This window comes from Sphingomonas sp. NIC1 (assembly GCF_001638925.1).
GTDB classification, from domain to species: Bacteria; Pseudomonadota; Alphaproteobacteria; order Sphingomonadales; family Sphingomonadaceae; genus Sphingomonas; species Sphingomonas aquatilis.
Genome location: NZ_CP015521.1, coordinates 1,414,039 through 1,435,782, shown reverse-complemented (window position 1 = coordinate 1,435,782; position 21,744 = coordinate 1,414,039). Strand labels below are relative to the sequence as shown.

The following is a 21,744-nucleotide window of genomic DNA, read 5'->3' as shown; positions in this document are numbered from 1 at the left end:
ACTTTATCGCGGCGCTACCAGCGGTGCGAAGCGCGCGACCTGCCGACCGATCAGGCACAGTTGATCGTAGACGGCGGGATCGCTCGCTCCACCTTCGTCGTCGAATTTGGTGATCTGCGTGTTGATCGCCGCGGCAAAGGGCGTCGGCCAGCCGCGCAGGGCGTGGACGATCGAGCGCAGCGCCGCAATCGTCGATCCCGTCGCCTGCCAGCCATAAGCGGTGGCGATCAGCCCCACGGGCAGGTCGGCGAGATAGGGGCGTTCGTCGCGCGCGGTTTCTTCCAGCAGATCGAGCGCGTTCTTGACCACGCCAGAGATGCTGCCGTGATAGCCGGGGCTGGCGATGATGACCGCCGATGCGCCGCGCACCGCGGCGACGAACGCCTGTTCGTCCTCCGTCCGGCTCGTCGCGCGCGGATCGTAGAGCGGCAGGCGCGCCATATCGGCGCCACCGAACATCCGCGTCGCGAAGCCCTCGCGTTCCGCCGCGTCGAGCGCAATGCGCAACGCGCGCTCGGTCGAGGAGACTCCGCCGATCGTGCCGCCGATACCGACGACGAGCGGGGGTGAGGAGGGCTGCTGGGTCATGGCCCCGCGATAGCGCTCCCCGCGGGCCTGCGCCAGCCGCTGGCGTTCGCGCCTGCAAAAGGGTAAATGGGCCTACACCTCCCCCACAGCGTCCGGCCCTTGCGCGTGCTGTTATAGGATAGTAATACACGTCATGGCTGACCGCTGGGACGAGCCGATGCGTCACGAACCGATCGATACCAACCGCCGCGGCAGCATCGGCCAGCGCTACGACCTCGACGACGGGGAGGATCGCTTCGAATCGGCACCGCGTTGGCGCCGCGACGAGGCGCGGGCGCCGGACGAGGATCGGTACGCCGGGCGGTTCGACGCCTTCCTCGATTCCGAACAGGACGCCACGGCAGAGCCGCCGCCGCGTCGGCCTCGCCATATCGGCCGCTGGATTTTGCGCGGTATCGCCGCGGGCATCGTCCTGCTGGTCATCGCGATCGGCTGGCTCGCCGTGACCGCGCCGCTGAGCAAGTCGCTGCAACCGCCGACGCCGCCATCGATTACGCTGACCGCGGACGACGGCACGCCGATCGCCCGGCGGGGAGCGATCATCGACAAGCCGGTCGATGCCGCCAAGCTGCCCCCGCACGTCACCGAGGCGTTCCTGGCGATCGAGGACCGGCGCTTCCTGTCGCACTGGGGCATCGATCCGCGCGGCATCCTGCGCGCCTTCGTCCACAATGTCGGGTCGGGCGGGGTGAGAGAGGGCGGCAGCACGATCACGCAGCAGCTCGCCAAGAACGCCTTCCTCGACTCAGACCGCACCGCGGCGCGCAAGATCCGCGAGGTCATGATCGCCTTCTGGTTGGAAGCGTGGCTGTCGAAGGACGAAATCCTGTCGCGTTATCTGTCGAACGTCTATTTCGGCGACAACGTCTATGGCCTGCGTGCGGCGTCGAAACATTATTTCGGCCGCGAACCGGAAAAGATGAATATCGGGCAGGCGGCGATGCTGGCGGGGCTGGTCAAGGCGCCGTCACGTCTCGCCCCAACCAGCAACCTGGAAGGTGCGCGCAAGCGCGAGATGGTCGTCGTTCGCGCGATGGCGGATGCGGGTTTCCTGACCAAGGCCGAAGCTGCCGATGTCCAGCCGCAGCGTGTGCTGGCGAGCCGCCCCACGACGCTGCCGAGCGGCACCTATTTCGCCGACTGGGTGCTGCCGCAGGCGCGCGACCAGGCGGGCGAGATCAAGACCGAAGCGACGGTGAAGACGACGCTCGACCGCCGATTGCAGCGCACCGCCGAACGTGTCGTGCGGCAGGCGGGGCTGCGGCAGGCGCAGGTGGCGCTGGTCGCGATGCGGCGCGACGGGCGCGTCGTCGCGATGGTCGGCGGCAAGGATTACACCAAGAGCCCGTTCAACCGGGCGACGCAGGCGCAGCGCCAGCCCGGATCGACGTTCAAACTGTTCGTCTACCTCGCCGCGATGCGGAAGGGCATGACGCCCGACACGATGGCGGACGATACGCCGGTCGAGATCGCCGGGTGGAAGCCGAAGAACGACGATGGGCGCTATCTGGGCCCCATCCCGCTGCGCCGCGCCTTCGCGCGTTCGTCCAACGTGGTCGCGGCTCGGCTGACGCAGGAAGTCGGCGTGCGCAACGTCATCAAGGCGGCGCGCGACCTGGGCATCACGACGCCGATTCCGAACGAGGCGACGATCGGCCTCGGCACGGCCGAAGTCTCGTTGCTTGAACTGACCGCGGCCTATGCCGCCATCGCCAACGGCCAATATCCGGTGCGCCCGCGCGGGCTGGAAGAAACGGGCGACAACAAGAGCTGGTACGAATCGCTGACCGGCGGCACCACCAAGATGCCCGACGACATCCGCGAGAAGATGCTCGACCTGCTGTCGTCGTCGCTGCGCGGTACGGGACGCGAGGCGGTGCTGAGCACGGACGCTTATGGCAAGACCGGCACGTCGCAACAAAGCCGCGATGCGTGGTTTATCGGCTTTGCCGGCGATCTGGTCGTCGGTGTCTGGGTCGGCAATGACGACAGCTCGCCCAATCCTGGCCTGCACGGCGGCGGCGTACCGGCGCAAATCTGGCGAAACTTCATGGTCTCCGCGCTCGGCCTCGCACCACCGCAGGCGCCGGTGGTGGTCGAGGAGAATGCCAGCGATCCCGAAGCGATCGTCGGGCCGGAAGACCCCGTCGGCGACATGATCGACCAGGCGGGGCCGGAGGTCGAGGGAACGCTCGACGGCCTGGGCCTGCAGATGAAGATGGGCCGCGACGGCAGCATCAGCATCACGCCCGGCCGCGACCGCGAGCCAGATGCCCCACGCGAGCCTCGCGAGCCGCGCGCACGGGGTGATGAGGGCGGCGAGGAATAGGCCTACCACTGCCGCCGCTTCGGTTTTGCGAGGGTCGTGAAAATTTCGTCTAAGCTTTTGAACTGCTTAACTTTAACGTCAATCTTTGGATCTACTTCCCGATAGCGAGGGGAGACGCCATGGAGACTGACGCAATCGGCATGTCTGCGCGCCGCGCCAGCATCGACATGCTTCGCGGAGCGCTCGTCATCGGCGTCATCGCGGGACATTGCGCCGAGCTCGTCGCGCGGGGCAGCTTTCTCGCATGGATCGGTACGGGCATCCGCATGCCCCTGTTTCTGGGACTGTGCGGCTTTCTATTCCGAGTGGAGCGGGCGCGAGCAGAGCCGCTGGCGATCTTGCTGCGCCGCTGGTGGCCAAGAATCATCCTTCCGTGGCTGATCGCAAATCTAGCCTATCTGCTCCTCGCTGGCCGGTTCGACGTCTGGGCGCTGCCATTGATGGTGTTCCAGCCGTCCTTCCACCTGTGGTTCGTGCCGGTGATGCTGGTGTTCATGACGATCGCGGCGATTACCCGAGCGGAGCCGGCGACGCTGCTCGCCTGGGCGCTGCTGCTCAGCGTCGCGGCGATGTACGGCTTCGGTATCGGGCATGGCGTCGGCGCCTCTGTGGCCTGGCTGCCCGACCGGCGCTTCTTCGTCTATCCGATCTTCTTCTATTACGGTCTGTGGGTAGCGCGGCGACCGCGTGACCCGTGGCGGGTGCGGGCGGCGATCGCCCTTGGCGCGCTGGGCGCGTTCTGGTGGGCGTCGCTCTACGCCTCGCCCGATCCCGCCGCGGAGGTGGCGGCGGAGCTGATCTGGGGCTTGGCCCTCGTGTACCTGCTGCCCAATATCCGCGACCTCAGCGTGCGCGTGCCTGCCCTTGCGGCGATCGGGCGGGACAGCCTGTTCTATTATCTGTGGCATCCGCTGGTCTTCACGTTGTGGCTGGCGGTAGGCGGCAAAGGCTGGGCGATTCTCCTGCCGACGCTGATGACGCTGGCGGTGCTCCGCCCGGCCCTGGCGCGATGGCATCGGATCTCGGCACTCGTGGGATTGACTGATCGATTGGCGTCAGTGCCCGATCGGGCGGGGGCGACACGCGTGACGGCCGTGTCGTAAAGGGCGGCATGAGCGTCATACATCGATTGCTGCGTACCGGAACGCTGACGGTCGCGTGGCTGGTGTTGGTCCCCTGTGCGCTGCTGCCGCTGGTGGCGATCCTGCCCATGCTGCCCTGGGTGCGGATCTATGCATTCGACATCGTGCCGAACTGGGCGTCTTGGCTGCTGATAGGATGCCTTGCCGTCCTGGCGATCGGCCTGTTTGCCCGACGGCAGCCAGGCGGTGCAGCGGGCTGGCTTATCGCAGCGGCCCTGATCGGCGTGCTGGCCAATGCGATCGTGATCGGCCGCCTGTGGCAGCTTGCGGCGTCGCACGGTGCCCGCATCGACCTTGCCGCCACGCTATCGCTGCGCGACTATAGCGAAGCCGCGGCGCCCGATGCGACCTATGTCTACGATATGCCGGACGGAGAGCCGCTGTCGCTCGACGTCTATCGCCCCCCTGCGGCGCTTCGGTCCGCGCGGCCCGGCCCCGTGCTCCTCATGATCCACGGCGGCGGTTTCGTCGGCGGCACGCGGCGGCTCGCGGCGGCGAACATGCGCAATTATGCCGGGCGCGGTTGGACCGTCGTCAGCGTCGACTATCGGCTCGCACGGCCCGGACGTCCGACCTGGAACCTTGCCGCGGACGATGTGCGCTGTGCGATGGCCTGGGTTGCCGCCCATGCCGGGGCGCTGCACGTCGACACCAGCCGCCTTGCGCTGAACGGCGCATCGGCGGGCGGCAATCTGGCTCTGGCTGCGGCGTATACCCGCAAGGCACCACGGCCCGGTTGCGGGGCCGCGCTGCCGCCGGTGGCTGCGGTCGTCGCGCGGGTGCCGCTGGTCGATCCTGCTGCGTCGTGGGACCATGGCGGCGAGATGCAGCAAGTGCAGCGGCGGCTGATGCGTGCCTATTTCGGCGGGTCGCCGGCGGAGGTGCCCGCTCGCTATCGGCGGCGCGACGTGCGCCGCCGCCTCACCCCCGGCCTGCCGCCGACATTGATCATGGCGGCGGCGAACGATCCGATCCTGCCGATCGCCTCCGCGCGCGATCTTGCCGCCCGTTCCGCGGCATTGGGCAATCGGATCACGCTGGTCGTCTTCCCTTATGCCGGCCACGACTTCAATGCGGCCTATGAGGGCATTCCCAATCAGACCGTGCGGCAGATCGTTACGCGGTTCCTGGCCGAGAATGATCCCGGCCCGGCTCGTTGATCCATTACTTCGTCGCCATCCACGCGCGGACCTTGTCCTCCAGCACCGGCATCGGCAGCGCGCCGCTGTCGAGGACGGCGGCGTGGAAGCCGCGCGGGTCGAACGATGCGCCCTGCTTGGCCTGCGCTTCCGCCTTCAGCTTCAGGATGGTGAGCTGGCCGATCTTGTAGGCGAGCGCTTGCCCCGGGATGGCGATGTAGCGTTCGACCTCGGCGGTCGCATCCGTTTTTGCCATGGCGGAGTGGGTCAGCATGTAATCGATCGCCTGCTCGCGGCTCCATCCCTTGGCATGGATTCCCGTGTCGACGACGAGGCGCATCGCGCGCAGCATTTCGTCGTTTAGGCCGCCCATCCGCTGGTAGGGGTCGGTTTCCATGCCCAGCGGCTTCCACAGCGTTTCTGCATAGAGCGCCCACCCTTCGACATAGGCGGTGTTGCCGCCGAAGCGCATGAAGGCGGGCAGCGCGGCATTTTCCTGCGCGAGACTGATCTGGAAGTGATGGCCGGGCACCGCTTCGTGCAGGAACAGCGTCTCCATGCCCCAGGTGTAGCGGACCGGCAGGTCGTAGGTGTTGTAATAGAAGACGCCCGGCCGCGTCCCGTCGGGGGTGCCGCCCTGATAGCTGCCCGCCGCACCGCTCTTGGCGCGGTAATCGGGCACCGGCCGGATTTCGAGCGGCGTCTTGGGGATCACGCCGAACTGTTCGCGCACGCGGGCGTCGATGCGCTTGCCGATCGCTTCAAAGCCTTCGCGGACCGCTTCGGCGCTCGTTGGCTGGAAGCGCTTTTCGGTGCGGAGATAGTCGAAGAAGGCGGGCAGCGTGCCCTTGAAGCCCGCAGCGGTCTTCTGCGCCTCCATCTCACGTGTGATGCGCGCGACTTCGCTAAGGCCCAATTGGTGGACCTGTTCGGCGGGTAGCGGCAGCGTCGTATTCTGCTCGATGCGATAGGCGTAGAGCGCCGCGCCGCCGGGCAAGGCCGACAGGCCGACGGTCGAACGCGCCTTGGGCAGATAATCGGTCTTCAGGAAATCGCGCATGCGCGTGTGCGCCGGGGTGATGACGTCGCGAACCTGCGCGGCATAGGCCGCGGTCAAGCGCTGCCGGTCCGCGGCAGAGATGCTGGCGGGGAACATCGTGACCGGCGCGTAGAACACCGATCCTTCGACGCCCTGCGCGATCAGCGCGTCGAACTGCGCGATCATATTCTCGACGACCAGCCGCGGCTGGACGACGCCTTTCGCCATGCCTTCGCGGAAGCGGGCGATCGCGCGATCGTACAGCGCGGCATAGCCGGCGTTCCGCTTCAGATTGTTCTCGTAATCGGTGACCGTCTTGAACGGTGCAGCACCCTTGCCGCCCGCAAAATCGGGATAGAAGGTCTGGAAGCCACTGAAATGATCCATCGGCAGCAGCCGGTCGACCGCCTGGATCGCGGGAGCATAGCCGCGCAGATTGATCTCCGCCTGATTGCGGAACACGTCATAGGCGAGCTGGTCGACGCGGGTCAGCTTCGACCGGTCGATCGCCTTCAGCGCGGCGAGGTCGGATTCGAGGTTACGCTTGTCGCGCGCGGTCGCGGGATCGCTGATGTAATCGCCGAAGCGATCAGCATAGCGCAGGTCGCCGCGGAAGATCGCACTGATCGGGTTCAGCGCCAGATCGCGTTCGTCGCTGTCGTAAAACAGGCGCTTGAGCTTCATGTCCTCCGCGCCATCGCCAGGCAGCGGGTTGGGCGGCGGCAGCGCTTGGCCGAGGGCCGGCGCGGCGACGGAGGCGAGAAGCAAGGCCGCAGCAAGAAAACGCATCTATAAATCCCCTTCTGCAGCAGCACTTAGCAAGGCCGGGCGGGGATGCGATAGCCATGGTTGACGCTGTACCCCGTTGCGCCGCAAGGCAGGGGCATGCGCTTCTTTTCCGACAATGCCGCGACCGTGCATCCCCGCGTGATGGCGGCGATGGCCGACGCCAACCATCTCGACACTGCCTATGACGGCGATGGCCTGTCGCGCAGCCTCGATGCGCGTCTGTCCGATCTGTTCGGCACGGATGTAGCTGCCTTGTGGGTGCCGACCGGGACCGCGGCTAACTGCCTCGCGCTCGCCGCGCTGTGTCCGCCGCATGGCGGGGTGATCTGCCACCGCGACGCGCATATTCAGAACGATGAGGGCGGCGCGCCGGAATTCTTCACCCACGGCGCCAAGCTGTTCCTGGCCGACGGCGACGGTGCGAAGGTGACGCCCGAGACGATCGCGGCGGTGGCCGATGCGATCCCCAATGACGTTCACCGCGTGCAGCCGCATGCGATCTCGATCACCAACGCCACCGAATATGGCCGGGTCTATACGCCGGACGAGGTGGCGGCGATCGGCGCGCTGGCGAAGCGCCGTGGGCTGGGCCTGCACATGGACGGTGCGCGCTTCGCCAATGCGGTGGCGACGCTCGGCTGCACGCCCGCCGCGGTGACGTGGCAAGCGGGCGTCGACGCGCTGAGCTTCGGCTTCGTCAAGAACGGCGCGATGAGTGCGGAACTGCTGGTCTTCTTCCGCCCGGACCTTGCCGACGTGACCCGCTATCGCCGCAAGCGGGCCGGGCTGCTGTTTTCGAAGGGGCGCTATCTCGCCGCGCAGGTGATCGCGATGCTGGAGGACGATCTGTGGCTGGCGAACGCCCGCGCCGCCAATGCCTGCGCCAGCGCACTCGCTGCGGCGGCCGGCGGCCGGCTGGTCCACCCGGTCGAGGCGAATGAGGTGTTCCTGCGGGTGACGCCCGAGGAAGCGGCGGCGCTGAGGGCGCAGGGCTTCGATTTCTACGATTGGGCGCCCGGCGAAATCCGGTTGGTAACGGCGTGGGACAGCGCGGCGGATCATGTCGCGGCGCTCGCCAAGGCGATCGCGGCGCTGTGAGCGACACCGTGACGGGAGGGGCGCCGCCGCCACAATCGACCCGGGCCGCGATCCTGATCCCGTTCGCGATCGTCACGCTGATCTGGGGATCGACGTGGCTGGTGATCCGCGATCAGCTGGGCGTCGTGCCGCCGAGCTGGTCGGTGACGTATCGCTTTATCGTCGCCGGGATCGCGATGGCGCTGGTCGCGACGGTGAAAGGCGAACGGTGGGCGCTCGATACACGCGGCTGGGTGTTCGCCGGCGCGGTCGGCCTGCTGCAATTCTGCCTGAACTTCAACTTCGTCTATCGGGCGGAACATTACATCACGTCGGGGCTGGTCGCGGTGGTGTTCGCGATGCTGCTCGTGCCCAATGCGCTGCTGGCGCGCCTGTTTCTCGGCCAGCGGATGGGGCGTCAGCTGATTGCCGGCTCCGCCGTGGCGATGGCGGGCATCGCGCTGCTGTTCCTGCACGAAGCGCGGACCGGACCGGCCGGCGCCGCGGCGACGCTGGCGGGAATCGGCTTCACCGCCATCGCGATCCTGTCGGCGTCCGGTGCCAACGTGTTGCAGGCGACGCCGACCGCGAAACGCTATCCGATGCTGTCGACGCTGGCGGTCGCGATGTTGATCGGGGCGGCGATCGACGGGGCGGTCGCCTGGACGCTGACCGGACCGCCGGTGGTCGAGATGCGCGCGGGCTATTGGGCGGGCATCCTGTACCTGGGGCTGTTCGGCTCGGCCTTCGCCTTCCCGCTTTATTATCGCGTACTGCGCGTGATCGGGCCGGCCAAGGCGGCCTATTCCAGCGTCATCGTCCCCGTTATCGCGATGCTGCTGTCGACGCTGTTCGAGGATTATCACTGGTCGCCGCTCGCCGCGGCGGGCGCAGGGCTGGCCGGCATCGGATTGGTCATCGCATTGAGCGCGCGCAGGCCCAACCGGTAATCGGGATAGGCCGGGCGCCAGTCGAGCAGGCGTTTGGCCTTGCCGTTCGCGACGCGGCGGTTCTCGGCGTAAAAGGCGCGCGCCATCGGCGAGAGCGTCTCCAGCGCGACGATCGGTGGCGGCGGAAGGCGGAGCAGCCCGGCAGCGAAAGCGACCACGTCGTCCTGCGGACAGGGGCGATCGTCGGCGAGATTATAGGCGCCCGGCGGGGCGTTGCGGGCGGCAAGGACGCCGGCGACGATATCGTCGACATGAACGCGGCTGAACACCTGCGTCGGCAGGCCGACACGATGGGCGCGCCCCGCCGCCACGCGCTCGAGCGGCGAGCGGCCGGGGCCGTAGATGCCGGGCAGGCGGAAAACATGCGCGCCGCGGGACAGCCAGGCGGTATCGGCGGCGGTGCGCGCCGAGCGGCGGCCCGAGCCGGTGGGGGCGGTTTCGTCGACCCAGGCGCCGCCCGCGTCGCCATAGACGCCGGTCGAGGACAGATAGCCGAGCCAGCGGTCGTGCAGCGCGTCGCCGTAGCGAGACAGGACGGGGTCGGCGTCCCCCTCCGGCGGGACCGAGGACAGGACATGGGTGGCGGTGGCCAGCGCGGCGCGGACGGCAGGTTCGTCGTCGAAGCGGAGCGTGCCGTTCCGGCCGTCGCGGGTGGTGCCGATGGTCGCGTTCGGCCAGGCGGCTGCGATGCGGGCGGCGGTGTAGCCGAGGCCGAAGATCAGGAGCATGGGGTTTCCCCGCATGCTCCGTCACCCCGGACTCGGTCCGGGGTCCACTCTGCGGCCAGGGGGACGGCTGGCGCCGCTTGCCGTTCCCCTGCGGCCCGGTGGACCCCGGACCAAGTCCGGGGTGACGAGAGCGAGGAAGCGCTCACTGCGCCATCGGGCCGTTGTAGGTGATGCCGAAATAGTCGCCCTTGTTCCACGTCGGACGCTGCGGCGCGTCGGCGACGGCGCGGGCGATGGCGTAATTGGTCGCGACGAAGCGGACGCCCTGATCCCACAGGATCGGCTGGCTGAGGTCGTCGCAGGGACGATGGTAGCAGCGGCTGAGGAAATCCTCGAACGGCTTGGCGCCGGCGCCCTTGACCCCCGGCCACAGGAACAGCGAGGGAATGCCCTTCTTGACGAAGTTGAAGTGATCCGAACGGGTGAAGAACCCCTGTTCGGGCATCGGATCGGGCGACAGGCCGATGCCGATCGCGTTCACTGCCTTTGTCACGATCGGGCCGAGGCTGGAACGGTCGGCCCCGAAGGCGATCATATCCTCGAACGTGTAGAGCAGCACCGGCATGTCGAGGTTGATGTCGGCGACGATCGTCTGGAGCGGCACGGTTGGATGGTCGACGAAATAGCTCGATCCGATCAGCCCTTTCTCCTCGCCCGTCACGGCGAGGAACATCACCGTCCGCCTGGGGCGCGTGGGCGCCGTGGCGAAGCGTTTGGCCTCTTCGATCAGGCTGGCGATGCCGATCGCATTGTCGAGCGCGCCGTTGTTGATCCGGTCGCGACCCGGCGCATCGTCGGGGCGGGCGGGCGAGACGCCGATATGGTCGAGATGGGCCGACAGGATGACGACCTCCTTGCCGACCGTGGGGTCGGTGCCGGGGACGACGCCGACGACGTTGCTGCTGGCGGCGGGGGTGAAGCTGGTCCGCGTCGTAGCCGCGAGCGTACCCTTGAGCGCGACGGGCGTGTAGGTCGGGTCGGGGCGCCGCGCTTCGGCGACGATCGCCGACCAGGGCGTCGCGGCGCCCTCGAACAGCGTTGCAGCGGCGGCTTGGCTCAGCGTACCGAGCACCGGGGTGGTGGGTGCGGCGCTGGTGCCGGTGCCATCGGCCTTGGCCCAGGTGGTCTTGGGCGAGGCATAGCCGCCGACCAGCGCCGCGAACGGACGCTGGCGCGGACCAGCGCGCGGGGCATCCAGCATGACGATGCCGATGGCGCCACGGGCCGCCGCGATCTGCGCTTTGGTGGCGGCGGAGCCGAAATAGGCGCGCTCTTCGCCGGGAAATCGCGTCGGCGATCCGGCGAAGATCGCGACGATCTTGCCGCCCACGTCCATGCCCCGATAGTCGTCGACGCCGAATTGCGGCGCGACGATGCCGCGGCCGGCGAAGACGACCGGCGCCGTGACGCTGGTCTCGGCGCGCGCCGGGTTGGGGCTGGGGATGTAATCGGTGCCGAACACGAGCGGCCGGGCGCGTCCTGCCGCGTCGGTCCAGCGCATCGTGCCTTCGCTGGCAGCTTTGTAGATCGTCAGCGGCACCTGTTGCAGGTAGCTGTCCGCATCGCCTGCCGGGCGCAGGCCCGCCGCCTGGAATTGCGCCGCGACGTATTGCGCCGCGACGTCGTAATCCGGCGTGCCCGCCTCGCGTCCGCGGAGGGCATCGGAGGCGAGGAACATCACGTGCGCGCGCATCGCGGCCTGATCGGCCGGCAGGACGGCTGCGGTGTCGGCCGCGGCCATTTTGGTAGGGCCGGTCTGGGCGGGAGCGGACGCAACGAGGGTCAGCGCGGCAAGCGCGCCGGGAATACGGATCATGCTGGAAAGTCCCGACTATCGATCGGGCCAGCGTAACGGCACCGCCGCGGGTGGCAAGATACCGGAAAAGGCCGCAAGCGATGGCTGGCAGGGGGCGTGGGGGCTCCTATAAAGGACTCATGCTCGACGTTTCCAACAGCATCGCCCAGCCCGCCGTCTCCGCGCCCGCCACTGCGATCAGTCGGCACGATTACCGGCCGCCGGCTTGGGCCGTGCCCGAAACGCGGCTGGTGTTCGATCTGGATGCCGCCGCGACGCGGGTGACGGCGACGCTGTCGGTGACGCGCAACCCCGATGGCGGTGCGGGCCAGCCGCTGCGGCTCGACGGTGCGGGGCAGGAACCGCTGGCGGTGCGGGTCGATGGCGTTGCGGTGCGCGACTGGCGGATCGAAGGCGAGCAGCTGGTCGTGCCGCTGCCCGGCGACGCCCACACGGTCGAGACCGAGGTGGAGATCGCCCCCGAACGCAACACGCAGCTGATGGGCCTGTACGCCAGCGGCGGCATCCTGTGTACGCAATGCGAGGCGGAAGGCTTTCGCCGGATCACCTATTTCCCCGACCGGCCCGACGTGCTGAGCCGGTATTCGGTGCGGCTGGTAGCGGACAAGGCGCGCTATCCGGTGCTGCTCGCCAATGGCGATCCCGTTGATAGCGGCGACCTGGAGGATGGGCGGCATTGGGCGGAGTGGAACGATCCCTTCCCCAAACCCAGCTATCTGTTCGCGATCGTCGCTGGCGATCTGGCGGTCAATCGCGGTAGTTTCGTCACGCAATCGGGCCGCGAAGTCGCGCTGGGCATCTGGGTCCGCGCTGCTGATATCGACAAGACGCATCATGCGCTCCACGCGCTGAAGCTGTCGATGGCGTGGGACGAACGCGTCTATGGTCGCGAATACGACCTCGACGTATTCAACATCGTTGCGGTCGACGATTTCAACTTCGGCGCGATGGAGAACAAGGGGCTGAACATCTTCAACAGCCGCTACATCCTCGCCGATCCCGACACGGCCACCGACTACGATTACGACGCGATCGCCGCGGTGGTGGCGCACGAATATTTCCACAATTGGTCGGGCAACCGCATCACCTGTCGCGACTGGTTCCAGCTGAGCCTGAAGGAAGGCTTCACCGTCTATCGCGACCAGGGCTTTTCGGCGGATCAGGGTTCGGCGGCGGTCAAGCGGATCGAGGACGTGCGCGGCCTGCGTGCGGCGCAGTTCCCCGAGGACGCCGGCCCGCTCGCGCATCCAGTGCGTCCCGAAAGCTACCTCGAGATCAGCAACTTCTACACGGCGACGATCTACAACAAGGGCGCCGAGCTGATCCGCATGATGGCGACGATCCTCGGCCCCCAGGCGTTCCGCGCCGCGACGGACCTGTATTTCAGCCGCTTCGACGGGACGGCGGCGACGTGCGAGGATTTCGTCGCCTGCATGGAAGAGGCGAGCGGCATCGACCTCGCCCAGTTCCGCTTGTGGTACAGCCAGGCCGGTACGCCGCGCGTCGCCGCCAGCCTGGGCCATGAGGCGGGCGAGGGCCGTGCGACGCTGCGCCTTGCCCAGCACGTCCCGGCGACACCGGGGCAGGAGACGAAGCAACCGATGGTGCTGCCGCTGAAGATTAGGCTGTTCGGCGCGGAGACGGGCCAGCCGATCGGGCCGGAGCGACTGGTGCTGCTGGACGCGGCGGCGAGCACGATCGTGTTCGACGGCGTCACCGAACGCCCCGTCCTGTCGATCAACCGCGGCTTTTCGGCGCCGGTGATCGTCGAAAGCGATCGCAGCGCGGCCGACCTCGCCTTCCTCAGCGGCCATGATGACGATCCGTTCGCCCGCTACGAGGCGATGCAGCAGCTGATGCTCGATACGTTGGTGGCGGGCGCGGTCGAGGGGCGGGCGGACCATGGTGCGGTGATCGCCGCGGTCGCCGATACCCTGGGCAATCGCGGCCTCGATCCCGCCTTCATCGCCGAAGCGGTGCTGCTGCCGTCGGAAAGCTTCATAGGCGACCAGCTGGCGCTGGTCGATCCCGATGCGATCTTCGCGGCGCGCGAAAGCCTGCGCCGGGCACTCGGCACCGAACTCGCCGATGTGTGGCGGCATGCCTATGAGGCGGGTCCGCGCGAGGCCTATGCCTATACGCCGGTCGCCAAGGGGTTGCGCCGGCTGCGCAATGTGGCGCTGGGCTATATCGCCGCGAGCGGCGCGGGGGACGCGGCGAGCCTCGCCTTCCGCCAGTTCGAGCGCGCCGACAATATGACCGATCGGCAGGGTGCGCTGACGACGCTGGCGAGCGGCTATTCCGACGAGCGCGAGGCGGCACTCGACATCTTCTACAACCGCTATGCCGGCAACAGCCTGGTCATCGACAAATGGTTCCAGACGCAGGCGCTCGCCAGCCGTGACGATACCGGGCGGCTGGTCGAGGAGCTGGCGCGGCATCCCGATTTCACGCTCGCTAACCCCAATCGCGCCCGCTCGCTGATCGGGGCGTTCGGGGCGAACCAGCGTGCGTTCAATGCGGCGGACGGTTCGGGGTATCGCTTCCTGGCCGAACAGCTGATCCAGCTCGACAAGCTGAACCCGCAGACCGCGGCGAAGCTGTTGCCGCCGCTGGGGCGTTGGCGGCGCTTCGATTCGACCCGGTCGGCGGCGATGCGCGCTGCGCTGGAGCGGATCGTCGCGGTCCCCGGCCTGTCGCGCGACCTGTTCGAGCAGGCCTCGAAGAGCCTGGGGTGATCGGGCGGCCGTCAGGGCAAGGGGGGGCGGACGCCGAGACCCGATCGGCGTAAAGGTTTGCCGACGTCGAATACTTCGGTCGAACGTGCCGATGTCCTTGCCGTCAGCGATCGGCGAAGATGTGCCGCTGACGTGCTGCGGCGGCAAGACAGGACGCTGATCCAGATTAATTCGCTTGTTACTGCGATCCATGTTGCGTGTCTTTCGGCGCAAGCATAGGCTGCACAGGTCTCGGGGTGGGAGAAGACGTGTGAGCGTACGGCGTGGGGTTGGGATTCTGGCGCTGGCGGCGCTGTTGTCTGGCTGTGGTGACGGCGGATCGGGCGGCGGCGGGGCGACGGGCAGCACGCCGACTCCAACGTCCACGGCGACGCCAACCCCCACCGCCAGCAATGGGTGTTCGCTGCGCAGCCGCCAGGATTGGGTCGCGGCGCAGATGAAGGAATGGTATCTGTTTTACGATACCCTGCCGACTAACCTTGATCCGAGCGGCTACACCAACGTCGACGATTATCTGGATGCGCTGACCGCGACGGCGCGGTCGCAGCGCAAGGATCGGTATTTCACCTATCTGACGTCGATCCAGCAGGAAAACGCCTATTACAGCCAAGGATCCAGCGCGGGTTTCGGCTGGCGGCTGGGGCTCGATTCGTCGGGGCGGCTGTACGTCACCGAAGCGTATGAGAGCGCGCCGGCGCTGACCGCGGGGATCGATCGCGGCGCGGAAATCCTGGCGATCGGCACGTCGTCGAGCAATTTGCAGACCGTCAGCAGCCTGTACAATGCCGGCGGCAGCGCGCTGAGCGACTCGCTTGGGCCGAGCACGACCGGCACGCAGCGCTATTTCCAGATCCGCGATGCCGGTGGCACGCGGACCGTGGCGGTGACGAAGACCGACTTCACGCTCAGCCCGGTGTCCAACCGGTACGGCGTCAAGATCATCACCGACAACGGCCAGCGCTACGGTTACGTGAACCTGCGCACCTTCATCACCACGGCGAACGACCAGCTGCGCAGCGCCTTCGCCCAGTTCAAGGCGGCGGGCATTACCAACGTCGTCGTCGACCTGCGCTATAATGGCGGTGGCCTTATCGACACTGCGGTCGTCATGAGCAACCTGTTGGGTGGCAACCGCGCGACGACCGACGTGATGAGCTACATGACCTTCCGTCCGGAAAAGGCGTCGGAGAACACGACCTATCTGTTCCAGTCCGAGCCGAACGCCATCGCGGCGACCAAGATCGCTTTTATCGGCACGGGTAGCACCGCATCGGCGAGCGAATTCGTCATCAATGCGTTCGTCCCCTATCTGGGCGCCAACGACGGGCTGATCGGCGGCAACACCTATGGCAAGCCGGTGGGGCAGATCGCGCTGGACCAGAAGTCCTGCGACGACCGGCTGCGCGTGATCGCCTTCGCGTTGCAGAATGCGGCGCGGCAGGGGGCCTATTATAACGGCCTCGCGAGCACGATGGTGTCGACCTGCCAGGCTGGCGACGACATTTCGTATCCGATGGGCGATGCGCGCGAGGCTTCGACACGGGCGGCGCTCGACTTCCTGCAGGGCAAGAGCTGCACGCGCATTTCCGCCTCGGCGAGCGCGAGCGCGAATGCGGGCAGCGGAACCGGCCCGATGGCGACGCGTGCCTCGCTGCTGACCGACGTGCCCGAGCGCGAGGCGCTGATGCCGCCGGCCGAACGCCGTACGCCGGCGCAGCGCGAGGTGCCGGGGCTGTACTGACGCCGCGCGCTTTTGCCGATATGGCCACCCCCGACCAACATCGGGGGTGACATGCAGGACGACGACAGCTTCGTGTACGACGAGGCGAGCGGCGAGTGGATCAGCGCCAGCGACGCGGCGGCGAAGGCGGCCGCGTCCGGCGGCGCGGGTGGTGGCGGCGAGAGCGCCGTCGAGGTGCGCGACGCGGTCGGCAATTTGCTGGCCGATGGCGACCAGGTGACGCTGATCAAGGACCTGACGGTCAAGGGCGCGGGCCAGACGCTGAAGCGCGGCACGCTGATCAAAAGCATCCGGCTGACCGGCGATGCGCAGGAGATCGACTGCAAGTTCGACGGGATCAAGGGGCTGGTGCTGCGCGCCGAGTTCGTGCGGAAGCGCTGAATGGACGGGGCGGACATCGGCCGGCGGCTGGACCCGAGCTGGCGTACTGCGCTCGACCCGGTGCTGGCGGGCGAGGCGATGGCGAACCTGCGCCGCTTTCTGAGCGCGGAAGAGGCGGCGGGGAAGACCATTCTGCCGCCACCGCAGGACTGGTTTCGGGCGCTGGAGCTGACGCCGCTCGATGCGGTGAAGGTCGTGATCCTGGGGCAGGACCCGTACCATGGGCCGGGGCAGGCGCATGGCCTGAGCTTTTCGGTGCAGCCGGGGGTGAAGGTGCCGCCGTCGCTGCGCAACATCTTCAAGGAATTGCACGACGATCTGGGCGTTGCCCCGCCGGGCCACGGGCATCTGGAGCGCTGGGCGAGGGCGGGCGTCCTGCTGCTCAACAGCGTGCTGACCGTCGAACAGGGGCGCGCCGCGGCGCATGCCGGCCGGGGGTGGGAGGCGTTCACCGACGCGGTGATCCGCGCGGTCGCGGCCAAGCCGGAGCCGGTCGTGTTCCTGCTGTGGGGCGCGCATGCGCAGAAGAAGGCGGCGTTCGTCACCGACGTGGCGCACGGCGGGCGGCATCTGGTGCTGCGATCGCCGCACCCGTCGCCGCTGTCGGCGTATACCGGCTGGTTCGGCAGCAAGCCGTTCAGCCAGGCGAACGCCTTCCTGACCGCGCACGGCCGCGGGCCGGTGGATTGGGCATTGCCGGCGGCGTGAGGCAAGGCATGGCCGCATCCTTCCGTTCACCCTGAGCCTGTCGAAGGGTGCTTTCCCGCAAGTGTGACGCTGTGGGCGGACCCGCTCTTCGACAGTGAGCAGGTGAAGCCATCCCCCGGTTGGTTTCAGCCGAGCCTGGGAGGCTGGGCGACCTGCTCACCAGAGCGAACGGGATGGGGGCAGGTGGTTTCCTCGGGCCGATTGCGCGCGGAAGTGGACGAAGTGGACGGTACGTCATCGTCCGGAATCACGCCGAGCCGGCGTCGCCCATCGCCGCGAGGTCGCGCTCCCACGCTTCGTCGCTGGCGCGCAGCTCGGCGCCGTGCGCCGCCTCTTCACGCGCCGCCGCGGCCCGCTCCTCGATCGCATCCTGCTCCGCCTCCGACACGAAGCGCGGCGGCTGGTAGCGGACGAAGGGTTTCGGCAGCGGGTCGCCGGCCTCGCGGGCATAGGCGTCCGCCTCGACCTGATCGATCATGCGGTTGAGGCAGAGCGTCGCGGCATCGGGCGAGCGCTCGGCGCGCACCGTGTCCATCCACGCGCCGTAGCGGACGGGATCGCGGTAGCCCAGCAGGAACATCGTCAGCTTTCCGTCATAGCGGCGGCGTTCGCCGATCTGTTCGCCCTTGTAGAAGATCGGCGTGGCGACGCCGTGGATCGCGCGGGAAAAGGCGGCGTCGGACAGGCGCTGGATCGCCTGATCGAGCGCGGCGTCCCAGGCGAAGCGGAAGCTTTGCGCATCGGTGCGCGCGCGCAGGGCATAAGCGGCGCTGGTGCTGATCCCGACGCGCTTGCATGCACTGTCGACACAGCCGCATTCGGCGAGCGCGCGGATGAAGTCGACCTGCCGCTGCGGCTTCCAGCCATCGTGGCGATGGCGGAGTTCGACGGTGTCGAAATCGAGCGGGTTGCGGGCCGCGGCCTTGCGGCGGCGGGGCGAGCGATGGGGTGCATGGGACATGCATGGGTATTGGGCAGGTTTTGTGCGTGTAGGACAGGGGGTGGGGGAAAGGCGCGGTTTTCTGCGGGGTGTGGGGCGGGGGTGTCCTATGGGGGTGGGGGCAATTAGGGGTACTGCCGCATGCGCATGATAAGCTGTCCGAAAAGAATACCGACCTCGCAGGCGTGATCGAACTGGTCGTCGCTGATGGTGCTTCGCTGGCGATTGTCGGATGTAATTTAAAAATTTTTTTAACCGGACGAAAGGGACAACGAAATGTCAGCTTGTCACGATCATAGAGTTATATGGTGAAGGTGTCCGCAAATTATGGTAATTTATGTAGTGCAAAATATACCGCAAATTACTTTATAAGGTTTTTATTATTAAAATTATGCATTTGAATTAGCCGCAAGAGTGGGTTGATCAAGGCATTTATAAATCAATCTGGCAAGTTTTAGAGCTGAGCCGGCTTCGTCCATAGACAATTCTTCACCGTGTACCGCTCGGCTTGCAAGAAACCAAAACTGCCTCAGCATTCCGCGAAGATCAGGATCTTCGATGTTTTTATATGGAGGACCGCGTCGTGCCTCCGCCTGGGACATGCCCGACGTAAGTTTCCTCTCCAAATCTCGCCGCAAACTTGCCAAGGCCGTCCACGCTTCGCCCTCCCTCATCCGCTTTACCGCTGACGCGATCGGCTCAGGGTCATCCGGGAAAGTATCAAACCTAAAATATGGCTCTTCGGGAGTGGTGTCTTGGGTAGGGTGTCGCGGACTGCTATCTTCGGGTAACTTGACGAGTTCAGCCAAGCGATTGATGTATTTATTTACCCGCTGCTGAGTAGTTGTATCATTAAGGTAATCTCTGACGCCGATCTGGCCTAGGTCGGAACGAAGATATTTACCAATAGTCGACAAATTGTCACTGGTAATGGCCTTGTTGAATTCGTCTGTTCGGGTTTTTTCCAATAGGCGACGAGATTGGAAGTAGCGTTTTATCCCAGCTGTTAAAAGCGGAACAAAGGCTCCAGCAAGTGCCGAGATGATTGCAGCAAAAGCTTCTGACCTAATTAAGGTCGAAATAATGCCAACTATCGTGGTCAAAGTTCACCCTCACGACGTAAGCGTTGCAAAAAGGGCTGTACGTCTTTTAGGCGAGCGCACAAGATTGAGGTCTGAACAAACCTGGAATGGACCATGCCAGCGCGGTGAAGGGCCACATAACCCACCGTTGCAAGAAGTCCTCCTCCCGAGGGCAGGCATATTAGCAGCCAAGTGGCCAAACTTTCCTGTTTTGCCAATAACGCAAAGACTGCGATGATGGCTGCGCCGCCGGTAGTAAGAAGCCACTTGGCGATTTCAAGCCTGCGCGCATGCTCCCAGTCAAAAGCCGCTTTTACAACCGCATTTGCATCAGCCGTCTCGGACTCCACCAGTCGCATTAAATCAACCAATAACATTCTGGAGGATCTGTTAATCATCATCACTCCAGGAATGTTGCCCATTCTAAGCTATCCGAAATGAGCTGGCGGGCGACCACGTTTAATCGTGCTCTCGCCCTCTGGTGTCAATATACAAATCTCGCCCGGAGGCCTCATACAAATTGCTCATCATTGCCATTCCTATTTCGGCTTTTTCTAAAGCTTCTTTCGACAGGTCGGCGGCGATGAACGTGTCCGCCGGCGCATTCTGCTTCGCGGCGAAGTCGCGGACTTCCTGCGTGATCTTCATGCTGCAGAATTTGGGGCCGCACATCGAGCAGAAGTGGGCGGTCTTGGCGCCTTCCGCCGGGAGCGTCTGGTCGTGGTATTGCTCGGCCGTTTCGGGATCGAGGCTCAGGTTGAACTGGTCGCGCCAGCGGAATTCGAAGCGGGCGCGGCTGAGGGCGTCGTCGCGGACCTGCGCGGCGGGGTGGCCCTTGGCGAGGTCGGCGGCGTGGGCGGCGAGCTTGTACGTCACCACGCCGACCTTCACGTCGTCGCGGTCGGGCAGGCCCAGATGCTCCTTGGGCGTGACGTAGCAGAGCATCGCGGTGCCGTACCAGCCGATCATCGCGGCGCCGATGCCGCTGGTGATATGGTCGTAGCCGGGCGCGATGTCGGTGGTGAGCGGCCCGAGCGTATAGAAGGGCGCTTCGCCGCACGCTTCGAGCTGCTTGTCCATGTTCGCCTTGATCTTGTGCATCGGCACGTGGCCGGGGCCTTCGATCATGACCTGGACGTCCTGCGCCCAGGCGCGGTGGGTGAGCTCGCCGAGCGTGTAGAGCTCGCTGAACTGCGCTTCGTCATTGGCGTCGGCGATCGATCCGGGGCGCAGGCCGTCGCCGAGGCTGTAGGCGATGTCATACGCCTTCATGATCTCGGTGATCTCGTCGAAGCGTTCGTAGAGGAACGATTCCTTGTGATGCGCGAGGCACCATTTCGCCATGATGCTGCCGCCGCGGCTGACGATGCCGGTGACGCGCTTGGCGGTCATTGGGATGTAGGGCAGGCGGACGCCGGCGTGGATGGTGAAATAGTCGACGCCCTGTTCGGCCTGTTCGATCAGCGTGTCGCGGAAGATCTCCCACGTCAGATCCTCGGCGATGCCGCCGACCTTTTCCAAGGCCTGGTAGATCGGCACGGTGCCGATCGGCACGGGGCTGTTGCGGATGATCCATTCGCGCGTGTCGTGGATGTTGCGGCCCGTCGACAGGTCCATGACGGTGTCGGCGCCCCAGCGGATCGACCAGACGAGCTTGTCGACTTCGGAGGCGACGTTGCTGGCGACCGCGCTGTTGCCGATGTTGGCGTTGATCTTCACGAGGAAGTTGCGGCCGATCGCCATCGGTTCGGATTCGGGGTGGTTGACGTTATTGGGGATGATCGCGCGGCCGCGGGCGACCTCGTCACGAACGAACTCCGGCGTCACGTAATCGGGGATGGCGGCGCCGAAGCTTTCGCCGTCGCGGGCGTATTCGCGAAGGCGTTCGCGGCCGAGGTTTTCGCGGGTCGCGACGTACTCCATCTCGGGCGTGATGATGCCGCGGCGGGCATAGTGCATCTGGCTGAGGTTGCCGCCGGCCTTGGCGCGGAGCGGCTTGCGGCCGGTGTGCGGGAATTGGGGGACGCCGCCGGACCGGTCGGGGCCGAGCTGGCCGTTGTCTTCGGGGCGGATGGCGCGGCCGTCATAGGCCTCGGTGTCGCCGCGGGCGTCGATCCACTGGCGGCGCAGCTGCGGCAGGCCGGCCATGATGTCGATGCGGGCGTTGGGGTCGGTGTAGGGGCCGGACGTGTCGTAGACGCGGACGGGGGGCTCGCCCGACGATGGGTCGAGGTGGATTTCGCGCATCGCGACGTTGAGCGGGCCGACGTGGACTTTCTTCGAGCCGCGGATCGGGCCTGTCGTGACGCCGATTTCGGTACGGGCGGGGATGTCGGCCATGGGTCTTGCTCTCCAAATACGGAGAGCGGGCGGTGTACGGGTGTAGACCGCTCCCTCCCTCCGCCGGTCTTAACCGGATCAGGTTCAGCGGGTCGCGGCCTCGTGGCCGCCTCTCAAGCGCCGATAGGGACCCCATCAAAGTACTACTTTGATGGGAACCCGGTAGCGCTCCCCCGGGGATGACAGGGGTTTACGCGCTTTTTCGGAAGGGCGCCAA

17 protein-coding genes and 1 riboswitch are annotated in these 21,744 nt (G+C 66.4%); of the genes, 9 read left to right on the top strand and 8 right to left on the bottom strand.

Annotated elements, in window-relative coordinates:
* Window positions 1-3: 3 nt before the first annotated feature.
* Window positions 4-588, bottom strand: coding sequence for an NADPH-dependent FMN reductase (locus A7E77_RS06900; RefSeq protein ID WP_017980384.1), 585 nt, complete (start codon window positions 586-588; stop codon window positions 4-6).
* 133 nt (window positions 589-721) lie between these two features.
* Here A7E77_RS06900 and A7E77_RS06895 point away from each other — a divergent pair, with 133 nt between their 5' ends.
* The 3 genes from A7E77_RS06895 to A7E77_RS06885 all read left to right on the top strand — a co-directional run bounded on the left by A7E77_RS06895 (window position 722) and on the right by A7E77_RS06885 (window position 5,219).
* On the top strand, window positions 722-2,917 hold the full coding sequence (locus A7E77_RS06895) for a transglycosylase domain-containing protein (protein WP_063686840.1): 2,196 nt from the start codon (window positions 722-724) through the stop codon (window positions 2,915-2,917).
* A gap of 119 nt (window positions 2,918-3,036) precedes the next feature.
* Window positions 3,037-4,020, top strand: a complete 984-nt coding sequence (locus A7E77_RS06890) for an acyltransferase family protein (RefSeq protein ID WP_063686838.1) — start codon at window positions 3,037-3,039, stop codon at window positions 4,018-4,020.
* Window positions 4,021-4,028: 8 nt separating this feature from the next.
* Complete coding sequence (locus A7E77_RS06885) at window positions 4,029-5,219, top strand: alpha/beta hydrolase fold domain-containing protein (RefSeq protein ID WP_078462242.1); 1,191 nt, start codon at window positions 4,029-4,031, stop codon at window positions 5,217-5,219.
* A 4-nt stretch (window positions 5,220-5,223) separates the two neighbouring features.
* Here A7E77_RS06885 and A7E77_RS06880 read toward each other — a convergent pair whose 3' ends face one another.
* Window positions 5,224-7,026, bottom strand: coding sequence for a DUF885 domain-containing protein (locus A7E77_RS06880; RefSeq protein WP_063686834.1), 1,803 nt, complete (start codon window positions 7,024-7,026; stop codon window positions 5,224-5,226).
* Between the two features lie 96 nt (window positions 7,027-7,122).
* On the opposite strand from A7E77_RS06880, the gene A7E77_RS06875 reads away from it, so the two are divergent.
* A complete protein-coding gene (locus A7E77_RS06875) occupies window positions 7,123-8,124 on the top strand; it encodes a threonine aldolase family protein (protein WP_063686829.1) in 1,002 nt (333 codons plus the stop codon).
* Window positions 8,121-9,053: a DMT family transporter gene (locus tag A7E77_RS06870; RefSeq protein WP_017980380.1), complete on the top strand. Its 933-nt coding sequence runs from the start codon at window positions 8,121-8,123 to the stop codon at window positions 9,051-9,053. The genes A7E77_RS06875 and A7E77_RS06870 overlap by 4 nt, the downstream gene beginning before the upstream one ends.
* On the opposite strand, the gene A7E77_RS06865 is transcribed toward A7E77_RS06870, so the two are convergent.
* Together A7E77_RS06865 and A7E77_RS06860 are read right to left on the bottom strand one after the other, a co-directional pair.
* On the bottom strand, window positions 8,966-9,781 hold the full coding sequence (locus tag A7E77_RS06865) for a hypothetical protein (RefSeq protein ID WP_063686827.1): 816 nt from the start codon (window positions 9,779-9,781) through the stop codon (window positions 8,966-8,968). The two genes, A7E77_RS06870 and A7E77_RS06865, sit on opposite strands and share 88 nt — an antisense overlap.
* 142 nt (window positions 9,782-9,923) lie before the next feature.
* A complete protein-coding gene (locus A7E77_RS06860; protein WP_063686825.1) occupies window positions 9,924-11,597 on the bottom strand; it encodes a M28 family metallopeptidase in 1,674 nt (557 codons plus the stop codon).
* A 119-nt stretch (window positions 11,598-11,716) separates the two neighbouring features.
* Between A7E77_RS06860 and pepN the strand changes: the two genes are divergently transcribed.
* The 4 genes from pepN (at window position 11,717) to ung (ending at window position 17,165) form a co-directional block, all read left to right on the top strand.
* Window positions 11,717-14,335 (top strand): aminopeptidase N, encoded by a 2,619-nt coding sequence (gene pepN / locus A7E77_RS06855; protein WP_063686823.1) that lies wholly within the window; start codon window positions 11,717-11,719, stop codon window positions 14,333-14,335.
* A gap of 436 nt (window positions 14,336-14,771) precedes the next feature.
* Complete coding sequence (locus A7E77_RS06850) at window positions 14,772-16,076, top strand: S41 family peptidase (RefSeq protein WP_063686821.1); 1,305 nt, start codon at window positions 14,772-14,774, stop codon at window positions 16,074-16,076.
* A gap of 51 nt (window positions 16,077-16,127) precedes the next feature.
* Window positions 16,128-16,457 carry an alkylphosphonate utilization protein gene (locus A7E77_RS06845; RefSeq protein WP_063686819.1) on the top strand — a complete coding sequence of 110 codons (330 nt, stop codon included), beginning with the start codon at window positions 16,128-16,130 and terminating at the stop codon, window positions 16,455-16,457.
* A complete protein-coding gene (gene ung, locus A7E77_RS06840) occupies window positions 16,458-17,165 on the top strand; it encodes a uracil-DNA glycosylase (protein ID WP_063686817.1) in 708 nt (235 codons plus the stop codon). It begins immediately after the preceding gene.
* A 247-nt stretch (window positions 17,166-17,412) separates the two neighbouring features.
* On the opposite strand, the gene A7E77_RS06835 is transcribed toward ung, so the two are convergent.
* The 4 genes from A7E77_RS06835 to thiC form a co-directional block, all read right to left on the bottom strand.
* Complete coding sequence (locus tag A7E77_RS06835; protein ID WP_063686815.1) at window positions 17,413-18,126, bottom strand: hypothetical protein; 714 nt, start codon at window positions 18,124-18,126, stop codon at window positions 17,413-17,415.
* Between the two features lie 368 nt (window positions 18,127-18,494).
* The gene (locus A7E77_RS17685) at window positions 18,495-19,208 is read right to left on the bottom strand and encodes a hypothetical protein (RefSeq protein WP_151895459.1); all 714 of its coding nucleotides are present in this window, start codon (window positions 19,206-19,208) and stop codon (window positions 18,495-18,497) included.
* Entirely contained in the window at window positions 19,205-19,609 is a 405-nt protein-coding gene (locus A7E77_RS17680; RefSeq protein ID WP_151895458.1) for a hypothetical protein, read from the bottom strand. Before A7E77_RS17680 ends, A7E77_RS17685 begins: the two co-directional genes overlap by 4 nt.
* Before the next feature lie 37 nt (window positions 19,610-19,646).
* Window positions 19,647-21,527, bottom strand: a complete 1,881-nt coding sequence (gene thiC / locus A7E77_RS06830; RefSeq protein ID WP_063686813.1) for a phosphomethylpyrimidine synthase ThiC — start codon at window positions 21,525-21,527, stop codon at window positions 19,647-19,649.
* Between the two features lie 38 nt (window positions 21,528-21,565).
* Window positions 21,566-21,712: riboswitch (TPP riboswitch) on the bottom strand.
* Window positions 21,713-21,744: the final 32 nt, after the last annotated feature.